Genomic DNA, 23734 nt, shown 5'->3' on the forward strand with positions numbered 1-23734 from the left:
GGTGGCGGCTTCGCCTTACCCGGCCTACGTTCTGTTCCCTCTCCCCGTGGGAGAGGGTTAGGGTGAGGGCATCAGGCCGCACTACATCACCCACTCACTCCCTTCAATCCCATTCACAAGCAGCCTGCGTTTTTCCCCCGCCGGTAATGACACCTTCAGTGCTTTCCACGCCGGACGATAATCTCCGCGCGCAGTGATCTTCAAATTGATGGTTGCCCCATCGCACACCATTTCCCACTCTACCCACAGCGCATTGCCGTTCTGATAGCCCCAGCTTTCACCGTCATCTTCAAACAGCAGACCGGTGCTGGTGCCCACGCCTTTGACCGGGAACAGCTTCAGCTCGCGGGTGTCGTCTTTTTCCGCGCTGACGTGAGTGATGCGTTCGCTGAGCGGCAGACCGGCACCGGCGCGCACCAGCAGCGGCAGTTTTTCCAGCGGTGCATCCAGAGCGATCCACTGCCCGCCCGCGTACCACGCGTGGGTGTAAAAATCGTACCAGCCGGTTTCGTTATCCGGCAGCCAGAGACGGCGCTCTCGCTGTCCGGCCTCCACCACGCTTGCCACCAGCAGGTCCCGGCCCAGCAGGAACTCGTCGCACTCTTCAAAGGTCTGCGCATCGTGTTCGTGGTCGAGGAAGGTTGGGCGCAGCATCGGTTCGTCATCGGCATGCGCCTGCCAGAGCAGGGTGTAGAGATACGGCAGCAGACGATAGCGCAGCTCAATGGCACCGCGAATAGCGGGGGTGACGCCCGGATACATCCACGGCTCGTTCACCGTGTGGTCATCGTTCCACGAGTGAATGGTAAAGCGCGGGTGCATCACGCCGTTCTGCACCCAGCGGACAAACAGCTCGGCGTCGGGTTTGTCGCCAGAAAAACCGCCCACGTCATGACCAACGTTAAACAGCCCGGACAGGCTCATACCCAGCCCCATGCGGATGTTATAGCGCAGGGTTTCCCAGTTGGTGCGGTTATCGCCGCTCCAGGTCTGAACGTAACGTTGCATCCCGGCGCAGCCGGAACGGGAGATCAGATACGGGCGCTTTTCCGGGGCAAACCGCTGCTGCGCTTCCAGCGAGGCGCGCATCATCAGCAGCGGCATCACCGGGCGGATGTGTTTGATGGCGATCTCCTTGCCAAAACCATGGCAGCGCGCTTCGCCGTCCCACACTTCGTATTCGTTGTTATCGTTCCAGGTGGAGTCGATCCCCATCTCCAGCAGCTGCGTGGTGACTCCTTCCTGCCACCATTTCACCGTCTGCGGGTTGGTAAAGTCGAGGTGGGAACCTTCGTCATCCCAGAAGCTGGAGCGTTCTGGTGCGTCGGTTTCTGAATCACGAATGAACAGGCCGTTTTCCGCCACTTCGCTATAGCGCGGGTGGTCCTGCAGCAGGCACGGCTTGATATTTGCCGCCAGCCGCAGCCCCGCGTCGTGGAATGCCTGGGTCATCACCTTCGGTTGCGGCACTTTGTCGTAGTTCCAGTTAAAGACATAGCGCTTGCCGTTGATCGAGGTATAACCCGATGAGAGCTGGAACGAGTCGCACGGGATCGCATGCTCTTCGCACAGGCGAATAAAGTTCATCAGTTGGTTTTGTGCGTCCGGCGCGTCGGTATAGTGCATGGTCGACCCGCTGTAGCCCAGGCTCCATTTCGGCCCGAACAGCGTTTTCCCGGTCAGGCGCACAAAGGCTTTGGTGACATCCAGCACCCGTTTGCCGGTAAAGAGGTAGTAATCGATATCACCCGCTTCCGCCTGCCAGCGACGGTAAGCGGTGTGGTAGTTATCAATCTCGTTGCCCAGATCCAGCCAGCAGCTGCTCAGGTTGTCGTAGAACAGGCCGTAACTCACGTCATCGCGGCGGGTAAGGGTAAACGGGATGTGTTTGTACAGCGGGTCGGTGCTGGCCGCGTTGTAGCCCATGGCGTCGAGGTTGCGCATCTCGAAGCGCTTACCGTTGCGCTGCAGGTCGCCCGCTTTCTCACCCAGGCCGTAAAAACGCTCGTCCTTGCGACGGCTCAGGTAGTGTGCCACCCCGTCGCCGTGAGCGTTCAGCAGATAGGCGCTGGTCGGACGGTCATTGACCAGCGGCTGCCACTCACCAGCGTCATTGCGATAATGCCACTCCAGCCACAGCGGCTGATGAACGGTCACACGCAGCTGTTCGGTAGCAATTGTCAGCCCCTCATCCTGCTGGCTTAGCGTCCAGGCAGGGCAGGTGAAGCCGCTCAGATCGTCGCGACGACGGCCTTCCCACGGCACATCTTCTTCCGGAGCGATGCTCCAGGTGCGGTCCAGCGCCAGTTCACCTTTACGTTTGATCAGTACGCGGAACAGGTTCTCTTCCAGCACATACAGGCACAGGCGGTGCTGGTTATCCACCAGCAGTTCCAGATGGTTGGCCGACTGCTTATCGACGGTCCAGTTTTTCAGGGTTTTCATATGCAATACATCCACTATCAGGCGCGCTTGGCGCGACGTTCAGCAATAAATGCCACCAGGAAAACAGCGCCAATCAGGTCAAAGAAACCCATGGCAATAAAGAGCGGGTTGAAGCCGATTTTGTCGGCGGTCACACCAATCAATAGCGAGAACAGGAAGCTGGCGATCCACGCCGCCGAGCCGCGCATACCGTTAACGGTCGCCATCTGGCCTTTATCGAACGACTCCACCACCAGGGCGCTGAGCATGCAGGAGATGATCTGATGCCCGAAACCGCCGATGGAGATCAGCACGATGGTGATGTACGGGTCGCGGGTAATGGCGACGACGGCCAGAGAGATCATCAGGAACGCGCCGGTGACGGAGCTTGCCACCACGGAGTTGACGCGGGAGCAGCCAAACAGGCGGGTATACAGACGGGTGAGGTAACCGCTTGCCACGCTGCCGAGATCGGCGGCCAGGAACGGCAGCCAGGCAAACATCGCGATCTGCTTCAGATCCATGCCGTGCTCTTTGGCGAGATACAGCGGCACCCAGAAACTCAGCACTGCCCAGGCCGGTTCCGCCATAAAGGCCGGGATGGCGATACCGTAAAAACGTTTATTTTTTGAGACGGTTTTCAGCGCGGTCAGGAAGGGCAGTTTTACCGCAGGCGGTTCGTTATCCTGCTTGATAAACGCCAGCTCGTCTTTGCTCAGGTTCGGGTGCTGCTCAGGATTGTGGTAGAACGCCCACCACAGGATCACCCACAGCAGCGCCAGCACGCCGGTGAACATAAACGCGCCCTGCCAGCCAAACGAGGCGTGCGCGAAGTAGATGATAGGCGGAGCCAGCATCGCGCCAATGGAGAAGCCCACACCGGCCCAGCCGGCTGCCACAGGACGTTCCGATTTCGGGAACCATTCACCAATGGTTTTGGCGTTTGCGGGCGTGGCGGCGGCTTCAGAAGCCCCCATAAAGAAGCGCAGGATGGCAAGGTGCAGCCAGCTCCCGGCACCCGCGTGGAAAATACACATCAGCGCCCAGATCCCGGCGCAAATCATAAAGCCAATCTTCAGGCCGATCACGTCGATCAGCCAGCCGCACAGAGGCTGGAAAATGGTGTAGGCGATCTGGAATGCCCCGACGATCCAGGAGTACTGCTCGGTGGTGATCCCGAGGCTCTCTTTCAGTTCCGGGGCGAGGATGCCGAGTGAGTTTCGGGTGATGTAGTTAACGGTGACGCCAAGTAAGAACAGCACCAGCACATACCAGCGCAGGTTTTTAATGACGCGACGGGTTTTGCTTGCCGCAACGGTGTTATTAATGTCCTGACTCATTTTACTCTCCACAAGACGGACGGTAAGGGGACGGAAGTTCAGGTGTCACACAGGTTTATGACGTTGATTGTTATCTGTTTTACCGCTTCAAGTTGCTATACAACTAGTATGGAAGTTGTGTGACAAGTTCACCTTAAGGGAGAAAATGAGAGGGCAATAGTGGATTTTGTGCAAAATTTCTCATAACTGAGCGACATCATTTGGCATCATGGCTTTGACATCAGCTATTGCCTGATATCCACGCTATGAAAATTTTGTCATTTCGCAAATGGAGCCAGATCACAAAATGGACAAAAGGCTAAAAATCACCGAAATCGCTGCCCGGACTCAGCTCTCCATCAGCACCGTTTCGCGGGTCCTTGCCGGGAAGGCGAATACCAGTGAAAAAGCACGTGCGAAGGTGCTGGCATGCGCGCGCGAGCTGGGGGTGCTGGACGGAATGGCTGCGGGCCGTTTGCTGCTCAACAGTCTCGTTGTCTTCGCCCCACAGCGCGCCTTTGACGAGCGGTCTGACATCTTTTACTACCGTGTGATCCAGAGCGTAAGCAAAGGCCTGGCCTCGTACGATGTTCGCCTGCGTTACTGCGCGCTGGAGGAGAACGACAGCGACGCCCAGCTGTTTCTGGCGCGAATGAACGAGCCGGACACCCAGGCCGCCATCCTCCTCGGGATTGACGATCCGCATATCCACGACCTGGCAGTGGATGTCGGTAAACCCTGCATGCTGATTAACTGCCGCGACCGGCATATGCGCCTGCCTGCCGTCGCGCCGGACCATCGGGCCATTGGCGAGCGGGCGGCGGACTATCTGTTTGAAATGGGACACCGTGAGGTGATGAATGTGTTGTGCCTGCGGCGTTACACCATGGAGCTGCGCCTTGCGGGGATCCGCGATGCATGGCAGTCACACAACCTGAAGTTCAACGATAAACGCGATTTGCTGGTGGCGCCGAGCTTCAGCGCTCGCGAAACAGAGCAGCTGGTCACCGACTGGCTGAGCCGCATGCAGGGGAAAGACTTGCCGACTGCGTTTCTGGTGGGTGGTGACTTTATGGCGGCGGGCACCATCAGCGCCCTGCAAAAACAGGGGTTACGCGTGCCGCAGGATATTTCGGTGATGAGCATTGACGGCTTCAATCTGGCGGCCATTCAGGATGTACCGTTAACCGCGGTACATGTTCCACGTGATGAGCTGGGCACCGAAGCGGTACATATGCTCCAGCAGCGGCTGATGCGCCCGGAGGCGCCGTCAGGCACGCTATTGCTTAACGGCACCCTGACCGTACGGGAATCGGTCCGGCGGATACGTCAGGGGAAACGACGCACCGCCGTTGAGCGGGAAGGGCTGTACGACAGTTAAGCCATGCCCAGCGCACGCTTGCCGTGGATATTGAGATCGGCCACGGTAAAGCGATCCTGCCAGGTTTCTTCATAATCCTCGCGCGGGAAATCACCCGGCGATGCCCCGGTTTCCAGCGCCGCTTTCACCTTCTTCGCGTAGGCGAGGTTCTTCTCGCACATCGGCGCGGCAGGAATGTACATCACGTTGCCCCAGCCCTGTTGATCCTCAACCGGCGCGACGGAGTGGATCACATCGCAGTGCCACCACACCGAATCGCCCGCCTCCAGTGCCGGAATGCTGGTGAGCGCTTCGATAAGCAGCGGGTGCCATTTCTCTGACACCGGCAGAACGCGCCCCGGCGCGACGCCGCACAGTTCGTCCTCCGGCACGTCATCCAGCAGCGGACGCAGGAGAATATAAGCCATCGCTTCCGGGATTGGCACCACGTGCAGCAGCCCCTGGCCCGGGATCATGTCCGACAGCGCCGTCCAGCCCTGGAAGGTGCGGAATACCGAACATTTGGTGGTGTTATCCACGGTGTACTCTTCCACTTCAGTACGGTGCGCAGCATTCCACGGATCGTATTTCTCTACGTTGCCATCAAAGACGCGGGCGAAAACCTGCTGATAGGCGGGCAGCAGCCAGCGCTCCAGCGCACCGGAATCGGTATGCGCGCCCAGCCCTTTCGAGGTGGTGCCCGGTGGACGACGGCGGATGCGATCCGGGTAAATCACGCTGACGTCCGGGTCGAACCACTGTTTGCCGTTGCTCTCGAATGTCCACAGACGGTTCAGAAACGACTGCACCTGCGCCATCTCTTCACTCTGGCGCGCCTGCATTTGCGCCTGTGACCAGTAGATAGGGTAAATCTCCGGGCGAGACGCCGTTAAGGTACCAAAGAAGTTATCGCCGGGTCCTTTATAGACTTCATCAAACTGGTTGAGATCGAGGTAATCGAGCATCGACTGATCCCATGCCAGCGCCTGCTCGCGCGGGAAATGACCTTTTATTACCGCGCAACCCCGGCGTTTGATCGCCTCGCGCTGCGCGGATGTGATGGTGCCATCTTTCACATCCGCAAACGGGATCACCGGCCAGACGGGCTCGCCTTTGTTTTTCAGGGCGTTAATTTCCGCCACGCGGGTCGCGATGGTATCGCTGAGCTTATCGAACACCGCCTGCACATCGCCGATTTGCGCCCGTAGCTCGCGCTTCATCTCACGGATTGCGGCTTTGTGATCCGCCGGCAAAGTTTCACTGGTAAACGTCATAACTGCCTCGCATCTTTCATTCGAAAGTAAAAGTGTCTACAAGTGATACTTTAAGTTAAAAATTGGTTAATGCAAGTTTAAAAAGTTGACGGGTAGCACAGGATGGAAAAAGAGTGATGGGGGCCGGAGCGCGGCTCCGGCAGGAAGGGAATCAGGCGTCGAACGGGGAGTGGTGATCCAGCACCGCCTGAATAACGTTCAGCGCGCCCTGGTGGTTGTTGTCGTCGGTGCTGTAGCGGCTTACGTCTCTGATGCTTTCGGCTGCGTTGCCCATTGCAAAGGAGTATTTCACCAGCTTCAGCATCTCTGCGTCATTGCCGCTGTCGCCAATACCCACGCACTCCTGCGGGGAGACTTTCCAGCGTTTCAGCAGACGGCTGATGCCATTGGCTTTGTGCAGGCCGGGGATAATCAAATCGACAAAACCAAAGCCGCTGGTGACAGGCTTCATAATGCCGTCCAGGGAGACATGCAGTTTATCGACCAGATTCGGGATATCGCTGTCCGGCAGGTTCAGGGAGAACTTAAACAACACGTCGTTAATGTCGCGGTAGTCGCTGATACGCTTTAAGCGGTGATAGTGCTTTGACATCAGCGCCACGAACGCCTCCGGGGCCTGGTCGCTGACGTAAGCGCTGTCGAGACCGCAGGCCACAAAGTTCAGCCCTTTGTCTTTCAGCAGTTCGCCAATAACGATTTGCGACTCATGACGCGTCAGCTCGCCGTGGAAAATTTGTTCACCGTGATCGAAGACCAGCGCACCGTTTTCCGCCACGAAGGAGATCTGATCTTTCAGTTCCGGGAAGAAGGAGATGAGCTGGTAATACTGGTTACCGCTGGCGACAACAAATTCAATATTACGGGCTTTAAGCTGCTCAAACTGTGCCTGAAAGCGGTCACGATCGTACTGCTTGGCATCATCAAGGAAAGTTCCGTCCATATCGGTGACGATAACTTTAACGGTCATACTGTGCTCCTGGGTCACTGCGTTTTGAAACATTCTAATAACAAGGTGACGGAGAGCACAAATTTAATTTCGAATGAAAGTAGAAAAGCCGGGTGGCGGCTTCGCCTTACCCGGCCTACGGGGAGAATTGTAGGCCCGGTAAGCGCAGCGCCACCGGGCGTTTTTTTACAGCGTATGCTCCGTACGCGCAATGATATCGTCCTGTGCATCCGGCGACAGGGCGGTGAAGAACGCCGAGTAGCCTGCGACGCGTACCACCAGGTCACGGTACTGGTCCGGGTGTTTCTTCGCGTCCAGCAGTGTTTCGCGTGAAACGATGTTGTACTGAATATGCCAGCCTTTATGCACCTCGAAGAAGGTACGCAGCAGCACCATCAGCTTTTGACGGTCGCTGTCGTTTTCCAGCGTTGACGGGTTCAGCTTCTGGTTTAACAGCACGCCGCCAAGAATCGCTTCGGTTGGCAGTTTACCCACGGAGCCGATTACCGCCGTTGGACCGAGGTGGTCGGTACCGGAGGCCGGACTGGCGCCTTCCGCCAGCGGGGTGTGCGCTTTGCGTCCGTCCGGAGTCGCCATTGTCGCTGCACCAAACGGCACGTTTGCGGAGATGGAGGATGTGCCCGCGTAGTAGTTACCGCCAATGGGGCCACGGCCGTAACGCGGGTTATGATACTGCTTCAGCTCGTCAATGTAGGTCTGATAAGCACGGGTCAGCAGCATGTCCACACTGTCGTCATCGTTGCCGTACTTCGGCGCACCGTTGATCAGACGCTGACGCAGCTGCTCGTGCGTCAGCCCGTCGAAGTCATCCGCCAGCGCCGCCGCCAGCTGCTGCTGACCGATGACGCCCTGCTCGAACACCAGTTTCTTCACCGCCGCCAGGCTGTTACCGAGGTTGGCAATACCTACCTGCAGACCGGAGACCCAGTCATACTTCGCGCCGCCCTGCTTGATGCTTTTCGCCCGCTCGATGCAGTCATCCACCAGCGCCGAGCAGAGGATATCGTGGACATTCTCTTCCAGCATGGTGTCTACGACATACTCAATCTCGATGGATTTACGGGTGTAATAGCGGATCTGGGTATCCCAGGCCGTCATCACCTCGTCGAAATTGCCGAAGTTACCGGCAGAGAGTGCTTTCTCCTGCGGCAGGAACACTTTCCCGCTGGTGGCATCGCGGCCGCCTTCCAGCGCGGCGAGCATCACGCGGGCGAAGTTGATAAAGCTCATGCCGGTGCAGCGGTAGCCCCATTTGCCGCCAACGGCGGTTTCGATGCAGCCGATGGCGGCATAGTCGTACGCATCTTCTTTTTCTACGCCGAGCTTGATGAATTCCGGGATCACGATTTCATCGTTGTTGAACGCTGGCATGCCGAAGCCGCAGCGGATCACCTGCACGCAGGCGTCGAGGAAGTCGTTGCTCATCCCTGCGTGATAACGCACGCTCAGGTTTGGCTGGGTGGAGCGCAGACGACCGCAGGACTCCAGAATCGCGTAAGAGAGCGGGTTGACGGCGTCCATTGGCTCACCGTTGACCAGCTTCTGACCGCCGATGGTGACGTTCTGGTACAGCGGGCTGCCTGCGGAGGCTTTGGAGTGCGAGCCGGAGCGGATCTTGTTCACTTCCAGCAACTTCAGCCAGCAGCTGTGGAGCAGCTCGATGGCGTGCTCGCGGTCGAGGCTCTGGTTCAGCTCTACGTCGCGACGGTAGTACGGGTAGAGATATTGATCCATGCGGGCGAACGACACGGAGTGGCCGTTGGACTCAATCTGCAGGATAAGCTGAATGAAGTAGCACAGCTGCAGCGCCTGCCAGAAGGTTTTTGGCGGTTCATGGGCAATCGCGTCACAGTTTTCCGCTATCGCCAGCAGCTCGTCGCGGCGGCTGACGCGGGATTCGGTAGCCGCCATTTCACGCGCCAGGGCTGCAAAACGTTCGATATGCAGACTTACCGCCTCCAGCACGATATCAATCGCTTTCAGGAACTGATCGCCGTGCAGGTCGTCCAGCACCGTCAGGTTGATGCGCGAGCGGCGCTCGGCCACTTTAGCGCGCAGGCCGTCGAGCCCTTTTTCCAGCACCAGCGGGAAGTTTACCGCCAGGTGGGCATCGCCGGAGGTCATGTTGCCTTCGGCTTTGATAATGCCGGTTTCCAGCAGGCTTTTCTGCTCGTCGGTGAACATGCCGTAACAGCGATCCTGTACCGTCTGGCCGCGCCACCACGGGCAGATCTCATGCAGAACGCGCTTATTCTCTTCGCTGACCGCAAAGCCTGCGCCGGGACGGTCCGCCAGATCGTCAATCTCTTTCTCAATCCAGGAGACGGTATATTCCGGGAAGATCGGCGCGGCGCGCACTTCGCTTGCCTGGTTACCAACGATCAGCTCATCGTGTTTGATCCAGATGGTGCGCTGCGCGAGATGATGTGCCAGCGCCAGCGCGCGACGCACCGGGATCGGTTTATCCATATGCTGCTGGTACATTTCAGTGTAGTGCTGCGCGCGCTCGGTACAGACCGGCGGCTTCACGATATGCACCAGGGCCATTTTGTGCGCTTTAATGCGCTCGCTGAGGGTGTTGAGATTCAGGGTAGTCATCGTTTTATCCTCGTAAGGTCGCGGTTAACCCTTTCTGGCAGGCATACTGCTGTGCAAAGTCCAGTAGCGCAGGGTTATCCAGCGGTTTGTCAGGGGCAGAGTAAGGTTGGCCGAGCAGGGTGTATTTGTTCATGCCCAGCGTGTGATACGGCAGAAAGTGAATGTCGCGAACGTTCAATTCGTCGGCGGCGAAATTGGTAATGGCGGTAACAGAGGCTTCATCGGCGTTAAAGCCCGGGATCAGCGGCACGCGAATGATGATTTTTTTCCCGGCCGCCGCCAGGCGTTTCAGGTTGTCCAGGATGCGTTTTGCCGAGCCGTCCGTCCACTGTTTGAACACCTCTGCATCCACATGCTTCAGGTCGGCGAGGAACAGATCGACATACGGTAGTGAAGGCGCGATGTAGTGCCACGGCACGTGAAGGCAGGTTTCGACGGCGGTATGAATACCCTGATCATGGCTGGCTTTAAACAGCGCCAGTGCCAGATCGGGGTTCATAAACGGCTCGCCGCCTGAGAGGGTGATTCCGCCGCCGCTGCGGTCATAAAACGGCTTATCGCGCAGGACGGTCGCCATGATCTCCTCCGCCTGACGTTCTTCACCACACACGGTGAGCGCCTGTGTCGGGCAGCAGTCGGTAAGGGCGTTAAGCGTCTGTTCGTCTAGTTTCTCTCGGTGGATGACCAGACCGTTCAGCGCACGTTCGATACAGCCCGGTGCCGCCTGCTGGCACAGATCGCAGCCGTCCAGGCACAGACGTGCATCAAACAGCACGTCCCGCGTGCGGGCCCGGCTTTCCGGGTTCTGGCACCAGCGACAGCCCAGCGAGCAGCCTTTCAGGAACACCACGGTACGGATCCCGGGGCCATCGTGGGTAGAGTAACGCTGAATATTGAAGATCATGATTTTGCCTCTCATATTGCATATGAAGATTAAATTACTTTCGAATGAAAGTTATCTTGATGCAGGTCAACTCCTGAGCAGGTTTTGTCGTGATAGGGTAAGTGCAGGCTAAAATTGAGGGCGACATCATGGAACTTTATCTCGACACTTCTGACGTTGCGGCAGTGAAAAAGCTCGCACGCATCTTCCCGCTGGCGGGCGTGACCACCAACCCCAGCATTGTGGCGGCAGGCAAAACGCCGCTTGAGGTTCTGCTGCCAGAACTGCACGACGCGCTGGGTGGCAAAGGCCGTCTGTTCGCGCAGGTGATGGCCACGACCGCCGAAGGCATGGTGGACGATGCGCGTAAGCTACGTTCCATCATTAACGACCTGGTGGTGAAAGTGCCGGTGACGGCGGAAGGGCTGGCGGCGATCAAAATGCTGAAAGCAGAAGGGATCCCGACGCTGGGGACCGCGGTATATGGTGCCGCACAGGGGATGTTGTCCGCGCTGGCGGGGGCAGAGTATGTCGCGCCTTACGTTAACCGCGTGGATGCGCAGGGCGGAGACGGGATCCAGACCGTTGTGGAATTACAGCAGTTGCTGACGCTGCATGCCCCGCAATCAAAAGTGCTGGCGGCGAGCTTCAAAACCCCGCGTCAGGCGCTGGATTGCCTGCTGGCCGGCTGTGAGTCCATTACGCTACCGCTGGACGTGGCGCAGCAGTTTATTACCTCTCCGGCGGTGGATGCGGCGATCGTGAAGTTTGAGCAGGACTGGCAGGGGGCGTTTGGACGGACGGCTCTCTGACGCTGTTGCCTGGTGGCGCTGGCGCTTACCCGGCCTACGTTCGCGCCGTTGTAGGTCGGGTAAGGCGAAGCCGCCACCCGACTTTTTTTACTGGCTGCACACCTCACACCCCGGACTACGCATCAGCTTCATCTCGCGGAACTGGCAGGTCATTGCGTCATACATCACAATTTTCCCCGCCGCTGGCGTACCGTAACGGGTCAGCACTTTGATCGCTTCCATCGCCTGTAGTGACCCGATCACGCCGACTAACGGCGCCATTACGCCCGCCTCGACGCAGGTGAGCGCATTCTCACCGAACAGGCGGCTCAGACAACGATAGCACGGTTCGCCTTCAGCATAGGTGAAGACGCTGATCTGTCCTTCCATGCGGATTGCCGCGCCAGAAACCAGCGGCGTTTTGTGGGTAAAACAGCCGGCGTTTAGCTGGTTGCGGATGGCAACGTTATCAGTACAGTCCAGCACCAGATCGTGCTTTGCGATTTGCGCGTATAACGCCTCGTCATCCAGCATCGCGTTAATCGGAGTGAACTGAACGTGGGGGTTGATGCGCGTTAACGCTGCGCGGGCAGAGTCCACCTTCGGCTGGCCGAGTGTCGCATCGCTGTGCAGCGTCTGGCGCTGCAGATTTGACACCGACACGGTATCAAAGTCCAGCAGCGTCATCTTGCCCACACCCGCCGCGGCGAGGTATTGCGCGGCGGCGCAGCCCAGACCGCCCAGGCCGACGACCAACACGCTGGCCGCCTTGAGCGCTTCCTGGCCTTCAAAATCAAAACCGCGCAGCACAATCTGGCGGTTATAGCGCATCATCTCTTCATCGCTCAGTTCCGCCGCCATCTTAGCCTCCGAACAGGTGGTTAAAGCGCTCCACCTCAACCCATTCGCCTGCTTCCACATTGCCACGCTCGCGCTCCAGCACGATAAAGCAGTTGCCCTGGCTGAAGGAGCTGAAAATGTGCGAGCCCTGATGGCCGGTGGTGCTCACCTCCAGCTCGCCCTCCGCGTTGCGCGTCAGAATACCGCGCTGGAAATCAAGACGACCGGGGGATTTCTTAAGGCGCGTAGCGGCACGCACGCGCTGGCGTACCGGCAGCGGACTGGCACGGTTACCCGAAAGCTTCGCCAGCAGCGGGATCACCAGCTGGTAGAAGGTCAGGGCGGCAGAGACCGGGTTACCCGGCAGGCCGCAGAACCAGCTGTGCTGAAGCTTGCCAAAAGCGAACGGTTTGCCCGGCTTGATGGCCAGCTTCCAGAAGGCGATTTCACCCAGCTCTTCCAGGATGGTTTTGGTGTAATCCGCTTCACCCACCGAAACACCGCCGGAGCTGATCACCACGTCGGCCGCGTTGTCTGCCTCAATAAAGGCGGCGCGCAGTTTTTCCGGGTCATCAGGAATAATGCCAAGGTTGATCACTTCACAGCCCAACTGCTCCAGCATCAGGTGTACCGCCAGACGGTTGGTGTCGTAAATCTGCCCGTCCTGCAGCGGCTGGCCCGGAAGCTGCAATTCGTCACCGGTAGAAAAGAGCGCGACGCGCACCTGACGGATCACCTCAATGTCCGCGATACCGAGCGAGGCCAGCACCGGCAGTTCACCTACCGTCAGCTTCTGCCCCGCAGCGAATACCGTTGCGCCAAGAGCAATATCTTCGCCGGTGCGGCGGATGTTCTGGCCTGCTTTGACGCTGGCGGTAAAGCGCACGCCGTCAGCGGTCTGTTCGGTCTCTTCCTGCATCACTACCGCATCGCAGCCTGCAGGAACCGGCGCGCCGGTCATGATGCGCACGCAAGTGCCCACAGGCCATTCTCCGTCAAACGGTTGACCGGCGAAGGCTTTTCCTGCGACAGGCAGCGCCTGACCCGTCTGGAGATCCGCCAGGCGTACCGCGTAACCGTCCATCGCTGAGTTATCAAACCCCGGCACGTTAAGCGGGGAAATGATGTCGCGTGCGGCAATACGACCAAAACAGCGCGCCAGCGGCAGCGTCTCTACGTCGTGCAGCGGGGGAAGTCGGTCAAGCATCTGCGTGAGTGCCGTCTCAAGCGGCATCAGTCCGGCGGTAAAATCCATGGTGGGCTCCAGCACAGTAACAACGAAAGCGCTCATTATGGCAGAAAAGTGCGGCTAACTGTATGACCCACCATGAGTACCCTTTACATCGCAGTTGCGTCTTTCTATATTCAAAAATTATCTGAAGAATCATCAACGATAATGATATTTATAGAAAAAGCCGCCATGCAGGCTGACAGGTGAGGCGAAATGGTTAATGCGGTAATCGCAATTCATGGCGGCGCCGGGGCTATTACCCGTGCACAGCTCAGTCCTGAGCAGGAGAAGCGCTACATTGATGCGCTCTACGCCATTGTCGAAACGGGCCAGCGAATGCTGGAGGCGGGCGAAAGCGCGCTGGATGTGGTGACCGAAGCGGTACGTCTGCTGGAAGAGTGTCCGCTGTTCAATGCGGGGATAGGTTCCGTGTATACGCGTGACGAGACGCACGAGCTGGATGCCTGCGTGATGGATGGCGTCACTCTGAAAGCAGGGGCCGTGGCGGGCGTGAGCCATTTGCGCAACCCGATTCTGGCGGCGCGACTGGTGATGGAAGAGAGTCCTCATGTGCTGCTGACGGGCGTTGGGGCGGAGAACTTTGCCTTCGCACACGGGATGGAGCGGGTATCGCCGGATCTTTTTTCCACTGACGAGCGCTACCAGCAGCTGCTGGCAGCCCGTACGGCGGGCATGACCCAGCTGGACCACTCCTCACCGCTCAATGAAACCACCAAAATGGGCACGGTTGGCGCAGTGGCGCTTGATAAGGCTGGTAATCTGGCGGCGGCCACCTCAACCGGTGGCATGACCAACAAGCTACCGGGCCGGGTTGGCGACAGTCCGCTGCCGGGCGCCGGGTGCTATGCCAATAACGCCACGGCGGCGGTCTCCTGCACCGGGACCGGCGAAGTGTTTATTCGCGCGCTCGCCGCATACGACATTACCGCCCTGATGGATTACGGCGGGCTCAGCCTGAGTGAGGCCTGCGAGCGTGTGGTAATGGAAAAGTTGCCCGCGCTGGGCGGTGAGGGTGGACTCATTGCGGTGGACCGTGAGGGTAACGTAGCCCTGCCGTTCAACAGCGAAGGGATGTACCGCGCCTGGGGCTATGCCGGTGATGAACCCAGCACCGGGATCTATCGTGAATAAGGGGGCAACGCGTGCCGCACAGTGAAGAGCTGGATAACCGCGAAGTGCTGGCTGTCCATCAGCTGAATATTGCGTTTCAGGAGGAGCGGCAGTTCATCCCCGCAGTAGAGAATTTATCGTTCTCACTCAATCGCGGCGAAACGCTGGCGATTGTGGGGGAGTCCGGCTCCGGGAAATCGGTCACCGCGCTGGCGCTGATGCGCCTGCTGGAACAGACGGGCGGGCAAATCAGCAGCGAGAAGATGCTTCTGCGCCGTCGCAATCGTCAGGTCATAGATTTAAATGAGCTGAGCGCAGCACAGATGCAGGGCGTGCGCGGGGCGGATATCGCGATGATCTTCCAGGAGCCGATGACCTCGCTGAACCCGGTCTTCCCGGTTGGAGAGCAAATTGCCGAATCCATCCGCCTGCATCAGGGGCTGAGCGGCGATGAAGCACTTCTGGAAGCCAAACGGATGCTGGAGCTGGTACGTATCCCGGAGTCGCAGTCCATACTCGGCCGCTATCCGCATCAGCTCTCTGGCGGGATGCGTCAGCGGGTGATGATTGCCATGGCGCTCTCGTGCCGTCCGGCGGTATTGATTGCGGACGAGCCGACGACAGCGCTGGATGTCACCATTCAGGCGCAGATCCTGCAGCTTATCAAAGTGCTGCAGCAGGAGATGGAGATGGGGGTGATGTTTATCACCCACGATATGGGCGTGGTCGCGGATATTGCCGATCGCGTGCTGGTGATGCACCAGGGCAGGGCGGTAGAAACCGGCACGGTAGAGCAGATTTTCCATGCGCCCGCCCACCCATACACCAAAGCGCTGCTGGCGGCGGTTCCGCGTCTGGGAGCGATGAACGGCAGCGATCTTCCGCGCCGTTTCCCGCTGATTTCCCTTGAGGCGGCGGGCCGCCAGGAAGAGGAAACCGAGCAGGACACCGTGGTACCCGGCAAGCCCATTCTTGAGGTGCGGGATCTGGTGACCCGTTTTCCTCTGCGCAGCGGCATTTTCAACCGTGTAAAGCGTGAAGTGCACGCGGTTGAAAATGTCAGTTTTGATTTATGGCCAGGCGAAACGCTGGCGCTGGTGGGGGAGTCGGGCTGCGGCAAATCCACCACCGGACGCGCGTTACTTCGGCTGGTTGAGTCGCAGGAAGGGAGTATTACCTTTAACGGCGAACGTATCGACACCCTTCCTGACAGTAAGCTTCAGACGGTGAGGCGGAATATCCAGTTTATTTTTCAGGATCCGTATGCGTCTCTGGACCCGCGCCATACGGTGGGGTATTCGATTATGGAGCCGCTGCGGGTGCATAACCTGCTCGACGGCGAAGCCGCACAGCGTCGGGTGGCGTGGCTGCTGGAGCGCGTGGGTCTGAAGCCGGAACATGCCTGGCGTTACCCGCATGAGTTTTCCGGCGGTCAGCGGCAGCGAATTTGTATTGCCCGCGCGCTGGCCCTCAACCCAAAAGTGGTGATCGCAGACGAATCTGTCTCGGCGCTGGATGTCTCTATCCGCGCGCAAATCATCAATTTATTGCTCGACTTACAGCGGGATCTGGGGATTGCCTTTCTCTTTATTTCCCACGACATGGCGGTGGTGGAGCGCATCAGCCATCGCGTGGCGGTGATGTATCTGGGGCAAATCGTCGAGATTGGTCCGCGGCGGGCGGTGTTTGAGAACCCGCAGCACCCGTACACCCGTAAGCTGATGTCTGCAGTACCGGTTGCCGATCCCGAACACCGTCACGGGCAGCGCGTGCTGCTGCAGGATGAGATGCCGAGCAATATTCGTAAACGGGGTGAGGTCATGGAGCGGGTCACGCTGCGTGAAGTGGGCCCCGGCCATTTTGTTGCCCCTCCGCGTCAGGACAATGCATTTTCGCGGTTATAACGTACAACAGGCAGGAGAACACAATGGTTAAATTTGTTGCTCGTACATGGCTGTTAGCCGCGAGCGTGACGGCAGCCCTGGCCGCCTCTCCCGCGTTCGCTGCCAAAGATGTGGTGGTTGCCGTCGGCTCCAATTTCACCACCCTTGATCCCTATGACGCCAACGATACGCTGTCGCAGGCGGTCGCCAAGTCGTTCTACCAGGGGTTGTTTGGCCTGGACAGAGAGATGAAGCTGAAAAATGTGCTGGCAGAGGGGTACACCGTCTCGGATGACGGGCTGGTCTATACCATTAAGCTCAGAACCGGCGTGAAGTTCCAGGATGGCACCGATTTCAACGCGGAGGCGGTGAAGGTTAACCTCGACCGCGCCAGCAACCCGGAAAACAGCCTCAAGCGCTATAACCTCTATAAAAATATCGCCAGCACCGAGGCGGTCGATCCGACAACGGTAAAAATTACCCTGAAAGAGCCGTTCTCGGCCTTTATTAATATTCTGGCGCATCCGGCGACGGCGATGATCTCCCCTGCCGCGCTAAAAAAATACGGGAAAGAGATTGGGTTCCATCCGGTCGGTACCGGCCCGTATGAGCTGGTGACCTGGAACCAGACGGACTTTGTAAAGGTAAAGAAATTCGCCGGCTACTGGCAGCAGGGGCTGCCGAAGCTCGACACCATCACCTGGCGTCCGGTGGTGGATAACAACACCCGCGCGGCGATGCTGCAAACCGGCGAAGCGCAGTTTGCCTTCCCGATCCCGTACGAGCAGGCGGCGATCCTGCAGAAGAACAGCAAGCTGGAGCTGGTGGCCAGTCCGTCCATTATGCAGCGTTACATCAGCATGAACGTGACGCAAAAGCCGTTTGATAATCCCAAAGTGCGCGAGGCCATCAACTACGCGATTAACCGTCAGGCGCTGGTGAAAGTGGCCTTCGCGGGCTTCGCCACCCCGGCCACCGGCGTGCTGCCACCGGCTATTGCCTATGCGCAAAGCTATCAGCCGTGGCCATACGATCCGGCGAAAGCCCGTGAACTGTTAAAAGAGGCGGGCTTCCCGAACGGCTTTAGCACCACGCTATGGTCATCCCATAATCACAGTACCGCGCAGAAGGTGCTGCAGTTTACCCAGCAGCAGCTGGCGCAGGTCGGTATTAAGGTGCAGGTCACCGCGATGGATGCCGGGCAGCGTGCAGCAGAAGTGGAAGGGAAAGGGCAGAAAGAGAGCGGCGTGCGGATGTTCTACACCGGCTGGTCGGCCTCTACCGGTGAGGCTGACTGGGCGCTGTCGCCGCTGTTCGCCTCGCAGAACTGGCCGCCGACCCTGTTCAACACGGCATTCTACAGCAACCCACAGGTGGATAAAGATCTTGCCGATGCGCTGAAAACCACCAAACCGGATGAGAAAGCGCGCCTCTACAAAGACGCACAGGATATCATCTGGAAAGAGTCGCCGTGGGTACCGCTGGTGGTGGAAAAACTGGTTTCGGCGCATAACAAAGCGTTGACCGGGTTTTACATCATGCCGGATACGGGCTTTAGCTTTGACGATGCGGATTTAAAATAACACTCATGCTCAATTATGTTTGTAAACGCCTGCTGGGGCTTATCCCGACGCTGCTGATTGTGGCGGTACTGGTGTTTTTGTTTGTCCATCTGCTGCCGGGCGATCCGGCGCGTCTGGTGGCCGGGCCAGAGGCGGATGCCACCGTCATTGAACTGGTGCGCAAACAGCTTGGTCTCGACCAGCCTCTGTACATGCAGTTTCTCCATTATATTTGCAACGTGCTGCAGGGCGATTTTGGTATCTCGATGGTGTCGCGTCGCCCGGTATCGGAAGAGATTGCCAGCCGCTTTATGCCTACGTTCTGGTTAACGATTGCCAGCATGTGCTGGGCGATGGTGTTTGGGCTTGGCGCCGGGATTGTCGCTGCCGTCTGGCGCAACCGCTGGCCGGACAAGGTCGGCATGGCGCTGGCGGTGACCGGGATCTCTTTCCCGGCTTTTGCGCTGGGGATGCTCCTGATGCAGATTTTCTCCGTGGAACTGGGCTGGTTGCCCACCGTCGGGGCCGATACCTGGAAGCACTACATCCTGCCGTCCATGACGCTGGGCGCGGCCGTCTCCGCGGTGATGGCGCGCTTCACACGCGCGTCGTTCGTTGACGTGTTGAGTGAAGATTACATCCGTACCGCACGGGCGAAAGGGGTGAGCGAGAAGTGGGTCATCCTCAAGCACGGTTTTCGTAACGCGATGATCCCGGTGGTGACCATGATGGGGCTGCAGTTCGGCTTCCTGCTGGGGGGCTCTATCGTGGTGGAAAAGGTCTTCAACTGGCCGGGGCTGGGGCGCCTGCTGGTGGATTCGGTCGAGATGCGCGACTATCCGGTCATTCAGGCGGAAGTTCTGCTCTTCTCGCTGGAATTTATTCTTATCAATTTAGTGGTGGATGTGCTGTACGCCGCCATTAATCCGGCCATCAGGTATAAGTAAGATGCGATTGTTGAACTGGCGTCGTCAGGCCATTGTAAACGCTATGCCGGGGCTGAAGCCGGACCATATCCGCACCCCATGGTTTGAATTCTGGCGGCGCTTTCGTCGCCAGCCTGTTGCCATGACGGCGGGGCTGTTTGTACTGCTACTGATTGTGGTGGCCGCCATTGCGCCGTGGGTGGCACCGTATGATGCGGAAAACTACTTTGATTACGACCGTCTGAATGACGGACCGTCGATGATGCACTGGTTCGGCGTGGACTCTCTGGGGCGCGATATTTTTAGCCGCGTGCTGATGGGCGCGCAGATATCGCTCGCCGCCGGGGTGTTTGCGGTGCTTATCGGTGCGGTCATCGGTACCGTTCTGGGCCTGGTGGCAGGGTATTACGAGGGCTGGTGGGACCGGATCATTATGCGCATTTGCGACGTGCTGTTTGCCTTCCCCGGCATTTTGCTGGCAATTGCGGTTGTCGCCATTATGGGCAGCGGCATGGCAAACGTCATCATCGCCGTCGCGGTCTTTTCGATCCCGGCGTTTGCCCGCCTGGTGCGCGGCAATACGCTGGTACTGAAGCAGCAGACCTTTATTGAATCCGCCCGCAGTATGGGGGCCAGCGACGCCAACATCCTGTTCAGCCATATTTTGCCGGGTACGGTGTCGTCGATTGTTGTCTATTTTACGATGCGTATTGGCGTGTCGATAATTTCCGCCGCCAGCCTGTCGTTTCTGGGATTAGGGGCCCAGCCACCGACGCCGGAGTGGGGCGCGATGCTCAACGAGGCGAGGGCAGATATGGTGATTGCGCCGCACGTGGCGATATTCCCGAGTCTGGCGATTTTCCTGACCGTGCTGGCGTTCAACCTGCTGGGGGATGGGCTGCGCGATGCGCTGGATCCGAGGATTAAGGGGTAGGGCAGTGGAATGTGCCGGGTGGCGGCTACGCCTTACCCGGCCTACAAAACAGGCGCTGGGTGTTTAAACCCGGCTCCCCCACAGGTCATACTCGTCGGCGTTTTCCACTTTCACGCGAATGATGTCACCCGGCTTGACGTTGGTTTCCCCGTTCAGGTACACCGCGCCGTCGATTTCAGGGGCATCCGCCATGCTGCGGCCAATCGCGCCTTCTTCGTCAACTTCGTCGATGATGACCATAATTTCGCGGCCCACTTTCTCCTGCAAACGTTCAGCAGAGATCTGCTGTTGCAGTTGCATGAAGCGGTTCCAGCGCTCTTCTTTTACCTCTTCCGGCACCTGATCCGCCAGCTCGTTAGCGGTTGCGCCTTCAACCGGGCTGTACTTGAAGCAGCCTACGCGGTCCAGACGGGCCTCTTTCAGGAAGTCGAGCAGCATCTGGAAGTCTTCTTCGGTTTCACCCGGGAAGCCAACGATGAAGGTCGAACGCAGGGTCAGATCCGGGCAGATTTCACGCCACTGCTTGATGCGCGCCAGCTGGCGGTCAACGGAGCCTGGGCGTTTCATCAGCTTCAGGATACGCGGGCTGGCGTGCTGCAGCGGGATATCCAGGTACGGCAGGATTTTGCCTTCGGCCATCAGCGGGATGACGTCGTCAACGTGCGGATAAGGGTAAACGTAGTGCAGACGCGTCCAGATGCCCAGTTTAGCGAGCTGTTCGCACAGGCCGACCATGCTGGTTTTCACCGGCTCGCCGTTGTGGAAACCGGAACGGTGCTTCACATCCACGCCGTAGGCGGAGGTATCCTGGGAGATCACCAGCAGCTCCTTCACGCCCGCATCGGCCAGACGTTTGGCTTCTGCCAGCACTTCACCAATTGGGCGGCTCACCAGATCGCCACGCATGGACGGGATAATGCAGAAGGTGCAGCGATGGTTGCAGCCTTCGGAAATTTTCAGGTAAGCGTAGTGACGCGGCGTCAGCTTCACCCCCTGTTCCGGCACCAGGCTCAGGAACGGGTTGTGCTTAGGCTTGGGTACGTAGTGATGAACATGTTCCAGCACCTGCTCGTAGCTGTGTGGACCGGTGATCTCCAGCACCTTCGGGTGCACTTCACGGATCTGGTCCTCTTTTGCGCCCAGGCAGCCGGTCACAATCACTTTGCCGTTTTCCGTCAGGGCTTCACCAATGGCTTCCAGGGATTCCTGAACCGCGCTGTCGATAAACCCGCAGGTGTTCACGATCACCATGTCGGCGTTGTCGTAGCTTGGCACCACGTCGTAGCCCTCGGTGCGAAGTTCGGTCAGGATGCGTTCAGAATCCACCAGGTTTTTCGGGCACCCTAATGATATAAATCCAATCTTAGACATTTTTTTGTACAATCAGTTGCTCACATTGCCGGGGATTATATAGATGCCGCAACTTTATAGCTACATCAGGTGGTCAACAGATCGCCAGGACAAAGGTACAACCAGAAACAGGCAGCTTGCAGCCGCGAAAGTATATGCGGCTGAAGCTGGGCTGGAAATGGTTGAGATCGAAGATCCTGGCGTCAGTGCTTTTCGTGGCAAGAATACCAACACAGGAAAATTAGGGGATTTTATAGATGCAGTTAAACAAGGAGCTATTGCCTCTGATTCCTGGCTATACGTGGAAAATCTGGACCGCATTACAAGACAGAATGTAACTACTGCACAGAAACTGTTTATTGAATTGTTAGAGTTAGGTTTGACACTCGTCACAGGCATGGATAAGCGGGTATATACACTTGATTCTGTAAACAAAAATCCAACAGAATTAATGATTTCACTACTGCTGTTCAGCCGTGCCAATGAAGAATCAGAAACGAAATCAAACAGGACTATAGGCAATGTTGTTGCTTTGGTCGAACGTCATCAAGCAGGATTGCCAGTAAACATTAAGTCAGTTGGTCGCCATCCGTTTTGGATAGATGATTCAGGTTCGCAATATGAAGCGGTTAAAGAACATCCGGTTTACTGGAGTATCGCCCGCGAAGCTATAGACATGTTTTTAGATGGGAATGGCATCTATACAGTAAAGCGTTATCTCGATGAAAAATATCCTAACGGTTTAAAGGGTAAGGAGTGGGATTATCAAGTTTTAAAGAAAATGCGTGATAATCGTGCGTTGATTGGGGAAAGGACTATCAATGTCGGTGGTGCTACTTACAAACTTGATAACTACTATCCGTGGTTGTGTAAAGATGAAGCAGAGTTTTTAACGCTGGCTGAACGTAAGCAACAAAACAACTACAAAGCTAAGAAAGACAAAACAGAAGAAATCAAATTGTTGTCAGGGCTACAGGTGTTGCGGTGTAGTAAATGTGGAGGAACGATGCATTCCTTCATGAATCATGGTAGTGCTCGCTACATCTGTACGAATGGGGTTCACCTACAGAAAAACTGTTCTGGCTGGTCCATATCAGCTCAATTAGTTGAACACTGTACAATGATTTCACTCCTGATCGGTTACATGGACAAGAGTCGTAAGGATGGTATTGACACTACTGCTATAGAAGAAGAAATTAGTAGAAAAGAAATATTGATAACTGATCTGGAGTCTCGCATAGCAAACATGGCTCAGGCAATAGCTATTGCTCCTGATGTTAGTGCACTAGCAGTTCAATTAAATACTTTTGATTTAGAACGTAAAAAGACTGTTCTGGAAGTTGATAAGTTGAAAGAACGCTTACATTCATTGAAAGGTAAAGGATCTTTAGAAGTAGATATTACTGATTTCCTGATGCTTATTCAGTGGTCGGTGTTTACAAATATGGAGGATGCTGACAGAAACAAAATAAGGAAAATTATTAGCTCTATAATCGAAAGTATTATTGTTGAAAAAGCAGATGGATGTATAACTATAAAGATAAAGTGTCATCATAAAGATGAATGGCTAGTGTTTGGTGGAGTCAACAGAAAACCTTTTTGGGCTTTTACTATCGAGTATTCCACTAATGATGCAAAAGAAATTGAAGGTGGAGACTCTTCAAATTTTGTTAGTAACCCGCTCTTTCAGAAGGCAGTAGAGCAACTGGATAGCATCAAACAGAGTTATCTAAAGCTTTTCGAGACTGCCAACACTATGTTAGGAGTCGTTGGTTATAGTGATATTCGAGGGGCATCATTCTGGCCTAATACCGGACAGTATGAACGTGCGAATGTTGAGTATGAGGGGATAACTTATAGCATTGCGATGAATGGCCGGGTTTCGAAGGCAATAACCGCAGCATTGGAAGCGACTGGATTGTCGCGTAAAGACTTCATAGAGCGTTATAAGGTATGAAGCCAAAGAACTTGTAGTGTTGCAGGTTCATCATAGGATGTTTTTTTAAGTCGGCAATGGCCGCATCAAAACTGAGAACTCTCGAAATTTTTAATAAGTGTACTACTAAGAAAGTACAAAGATACTCTTGAAACCATCGAAGAATGTATCAGTTAGAAAGTACAAAGATAGTGCCTAAATGATATATGATTTTTTGACTTGAATGGTAATGAGATTGTCAAGAAAAAGTTGCAACTTTTTCTTGATTGGGGCAATTTTGCCCGTTAACATATAGCCAATCAAACATTAACAGCACCCCTAGGAG

General features: G+C 56.7%; 16 protein-coding genes and 1 pseudogene. 8 read left to right on the plus strand and 9 right to left on the minus strand.

What is annotated here, in order from left to right; translation table 11 throughout:
- Positions 1–81: 81 nt before the first annotated feature.
- Together VF709_RS09140 and VF709_RS09145 are read right to left on the minus strand one after the other, a co-directional pair.
- On the minus strand, positions 82–2445 hold the full coding sequence (locus VF709_RS09140; protein WP_058679302.1) for a glycoside hydrolase family 31 protein: 2364 nt from the start codon (positions 2443–2445) through the stop codon (positions 82–84).
- Between the two features lie 17 nt (positions 2446–2462).
- Positions 2463–3764: an MFS transporter gene (locus VF709_RS09145; RefSeq protein ID WP_023621974.1), complete on the minus strand. Its 1302-nt coding sequence runs from the start codon at positions 3762–3764 to the stop codon at positions 2463–2465.
- A gap of 286 nt (positions 3765–4050) precedes the next feature.
- On the opposite strand from VF709_RS09145, the gene VF709_RS09150 reads away from it, so the two are divergent.
- Entirely contained in the window at positions 4051–5124 is a 1074-nt protein-coding gene (locus tag VF709_RS09150) for a LacI family DNA-binding transcriptional regulator (RefSeq protein WP_038984957.1), read from the plus strand.
- On the opposite strand, the gene VF709_RS09155 is transcribed toward VF709_RS09150, so the two are convergent.
- The 4 genes from VF709_RS09155 to VF709_RS09170 all read right to left on the minus strand — a co-directional run bounded on the left by VF709_RS09155 (position 5121) and on the right by VF709_RS09170 (position 10846).
- The gene (locus tag VF709_RS09155) at positions 5121–6377 is read right to left on the minus strand and encodes a DUF1479 domain-containing protein (protein WP_129327607.1); all 1257 of its coding nucleotides are present in this window, start codon (positions 6375–6377) and stop codon (positions 5121–5123) included. The genes VF709_RS09150 and VF709_RS09155 overlap by 4 nt on opposite strands.
- Before the next feature lie 151 nt (positions 6378–6528).
- Entirely contained in the window at positions 6529–7344 is an 816-nt protein-coding gene (locus VF709_RS09160; RefSeq protein ID WP_029882866.1) for a Cof-type HAD-IIB family hydrolase, read from the minus strand.
- Positions 7345–7509: 165 nt separating this feature from the next.
- Complete coding sequence (locus VF709_RS09165) at positions 7510–9942, minus strand: formate C-acetyltransferase/glycerol dehydratase family glycyl radical enzyme (protein ID WP_045901360.1); 2433 nt, start codon at positions 9940–9942, stop codon at positions 7510–7512.
- A gap of 4 nt (positions 9943–9946) precedes the next feature.
- Complete coding sequence (locus VF709_RS09170) at positions 9947–10846, minus strand: glycyl-radical enzyme activating protein (RefSeq protein ID WP_038418977.1); 900 nt, start codon at positions 10844–10846, stop codon at positions 9947–9949.
- Between the two features lie 128 nt (positions 10847–10974).
- Between VF709_RS09170 and fsa the strand changes: the two genes are divergently transcribed.
- Positions 10975–11637: a fructose-6-phosphate aldolase gene (fsa, locus tag VF709_RS09175; RefSeq protein WP_028027952.1), complete on the plus strand. Its 663-nt coding sequence runs from the start codon at positions 10975–10977 to the stop codon at positions 11635–11637.
- Between the two features lie 87 nt (positions 11638–11724).
- On the opposite strand, the gene moeB is transcribed toward fsa, so the two are convergent.
- Together moeB and moeA are read right to left on the minus strand one after the other, a co-directional pair.
- Positions 11725–12477 (minus strand): molybdopterin-synthase adenylyltransferase MoeB, encoded by a 753-nt coding sequence (gene moeB / locus VF709_RS09180; protein WP_038418979.1) that lies wholly within the window; start codon positions 12475–12477, stop codon positions 11725–11727.
- Between the two features lies 1 nt (position 12478).
- Positions 12479–13711 carry a molybdopterin molybdotransferase MoeA gene (gene moeA / locus VF709_RS09185; protein ID WP_038418981.1) on the minus strand — a complete coding sequence of 411 codons (1233 nt, stop codon included), beginning with the start codon at positions 13709–13711 and terminating at the stop codon, positions 12479–12481.
- A gap of 189 nt (positions 13712–13900) precedes the next feature.
- On the opposite strand from moeA, the pseudogene iaaA reads away from it, so the two are divergent.
- From iaaA to gsiD, 5 genes and pseudogenes are all read left to right on the plus strand, one after another.
- Positions 13901–14864, plus strand: a pseudogene (iaaA, locus tag VF709_RS09190) (beta-aspartyl-peptidase).
- Positions 14851–16722: a glutathione ABC transporter ATP-binding protein GsiA gene (gene gsiA / locus VF709_RS09195; RefSeq protein WP_038418983.1), complete on the plus strand. Its 1872-nt coding sequence runs from the start codon at positions 14851–14853 to the stop codon at positions 16720–16722. The pseudogene iaaA and the gene gsiA overlap by 14 nt, the downstream one beginning before the upstream one ends.
- Positions 16723–16745: 23 nt before the next feature.
- Entirely contained in the window at positions 16746–18284 is a 1539-nt protein-coding gene (gene gsiB, locus VF709_RS09200; protein WP_013097435.1) for a glutathione ABC transporter substrate-binding protein GsiB, read from the plus strand.
- 5 nt (positions 18285–18289) lie between these two features.
- Positions 18290–19210 (plus strand): glutathione ABC transporter permease GsiC, encoded by a 921-nt coding sequence (gene gsiC / locus VF709_RS09205; protein ID WP_047024161.1) that lies wholly within the window; start codon positions 18290–18292, stop codon positions 19208–19210.
- A 1-nt stretch (position 19211) separates the two neighbouring features.
- Entirely contained in the window at positions 19212–20123 is a 912-nt protein-coding gene (gsiD, locus tag VF709_RS09210) for a glutathione ABC transporter permease GsiD (protein ID WP_029882874.1), read from the plus strand.
- A gap of 63 nt (positions 20124–20186) precedes the next feature.
- On the opposite strand, the gene rimO is transcribed toward gsiD, so the two are convergent.
- Positions 20187–21494: a 30S ribosomal protein S12 methylthiotransferase RimO gene (gene rimO, locus VF709_RS09215; RefSeq protein ID WP_139937386.1), complete on the minus strand. Its 1308-nt coding sequence runs from the start codon at positions 21492–21494 to the stop codon at positions 20187–20189.
- Between the two features lie 43 nt (positions 21495–21537).
- On the opposite strand from rimO, the gene VF709_RS09220 reads away from it, so the two are divergent.
- On the plus strand, positions 21538–23430 hold the full coding sequence (locus VF709_RS09220) for a recombinase family protein (protein ID WP_440231319.1): 1893 nt from the start codon (positions 21538–21540) through the stop codon (positions 23428–23430).
- The last annotated feature ends 304 nt before the right edge of the window (positions 23431–23734 follow it).

Origin of the sequence: Enterobacter sp. Lyrl_3, from assembly GCF_051948675.1 — a bacterium.
Lineage (GTDB): Bacteria > Pseudomonadota > Gammaproteobacteria > Enterobacterales > Enterobacteriaceae > Enterobacter > Enterobacter cloacae.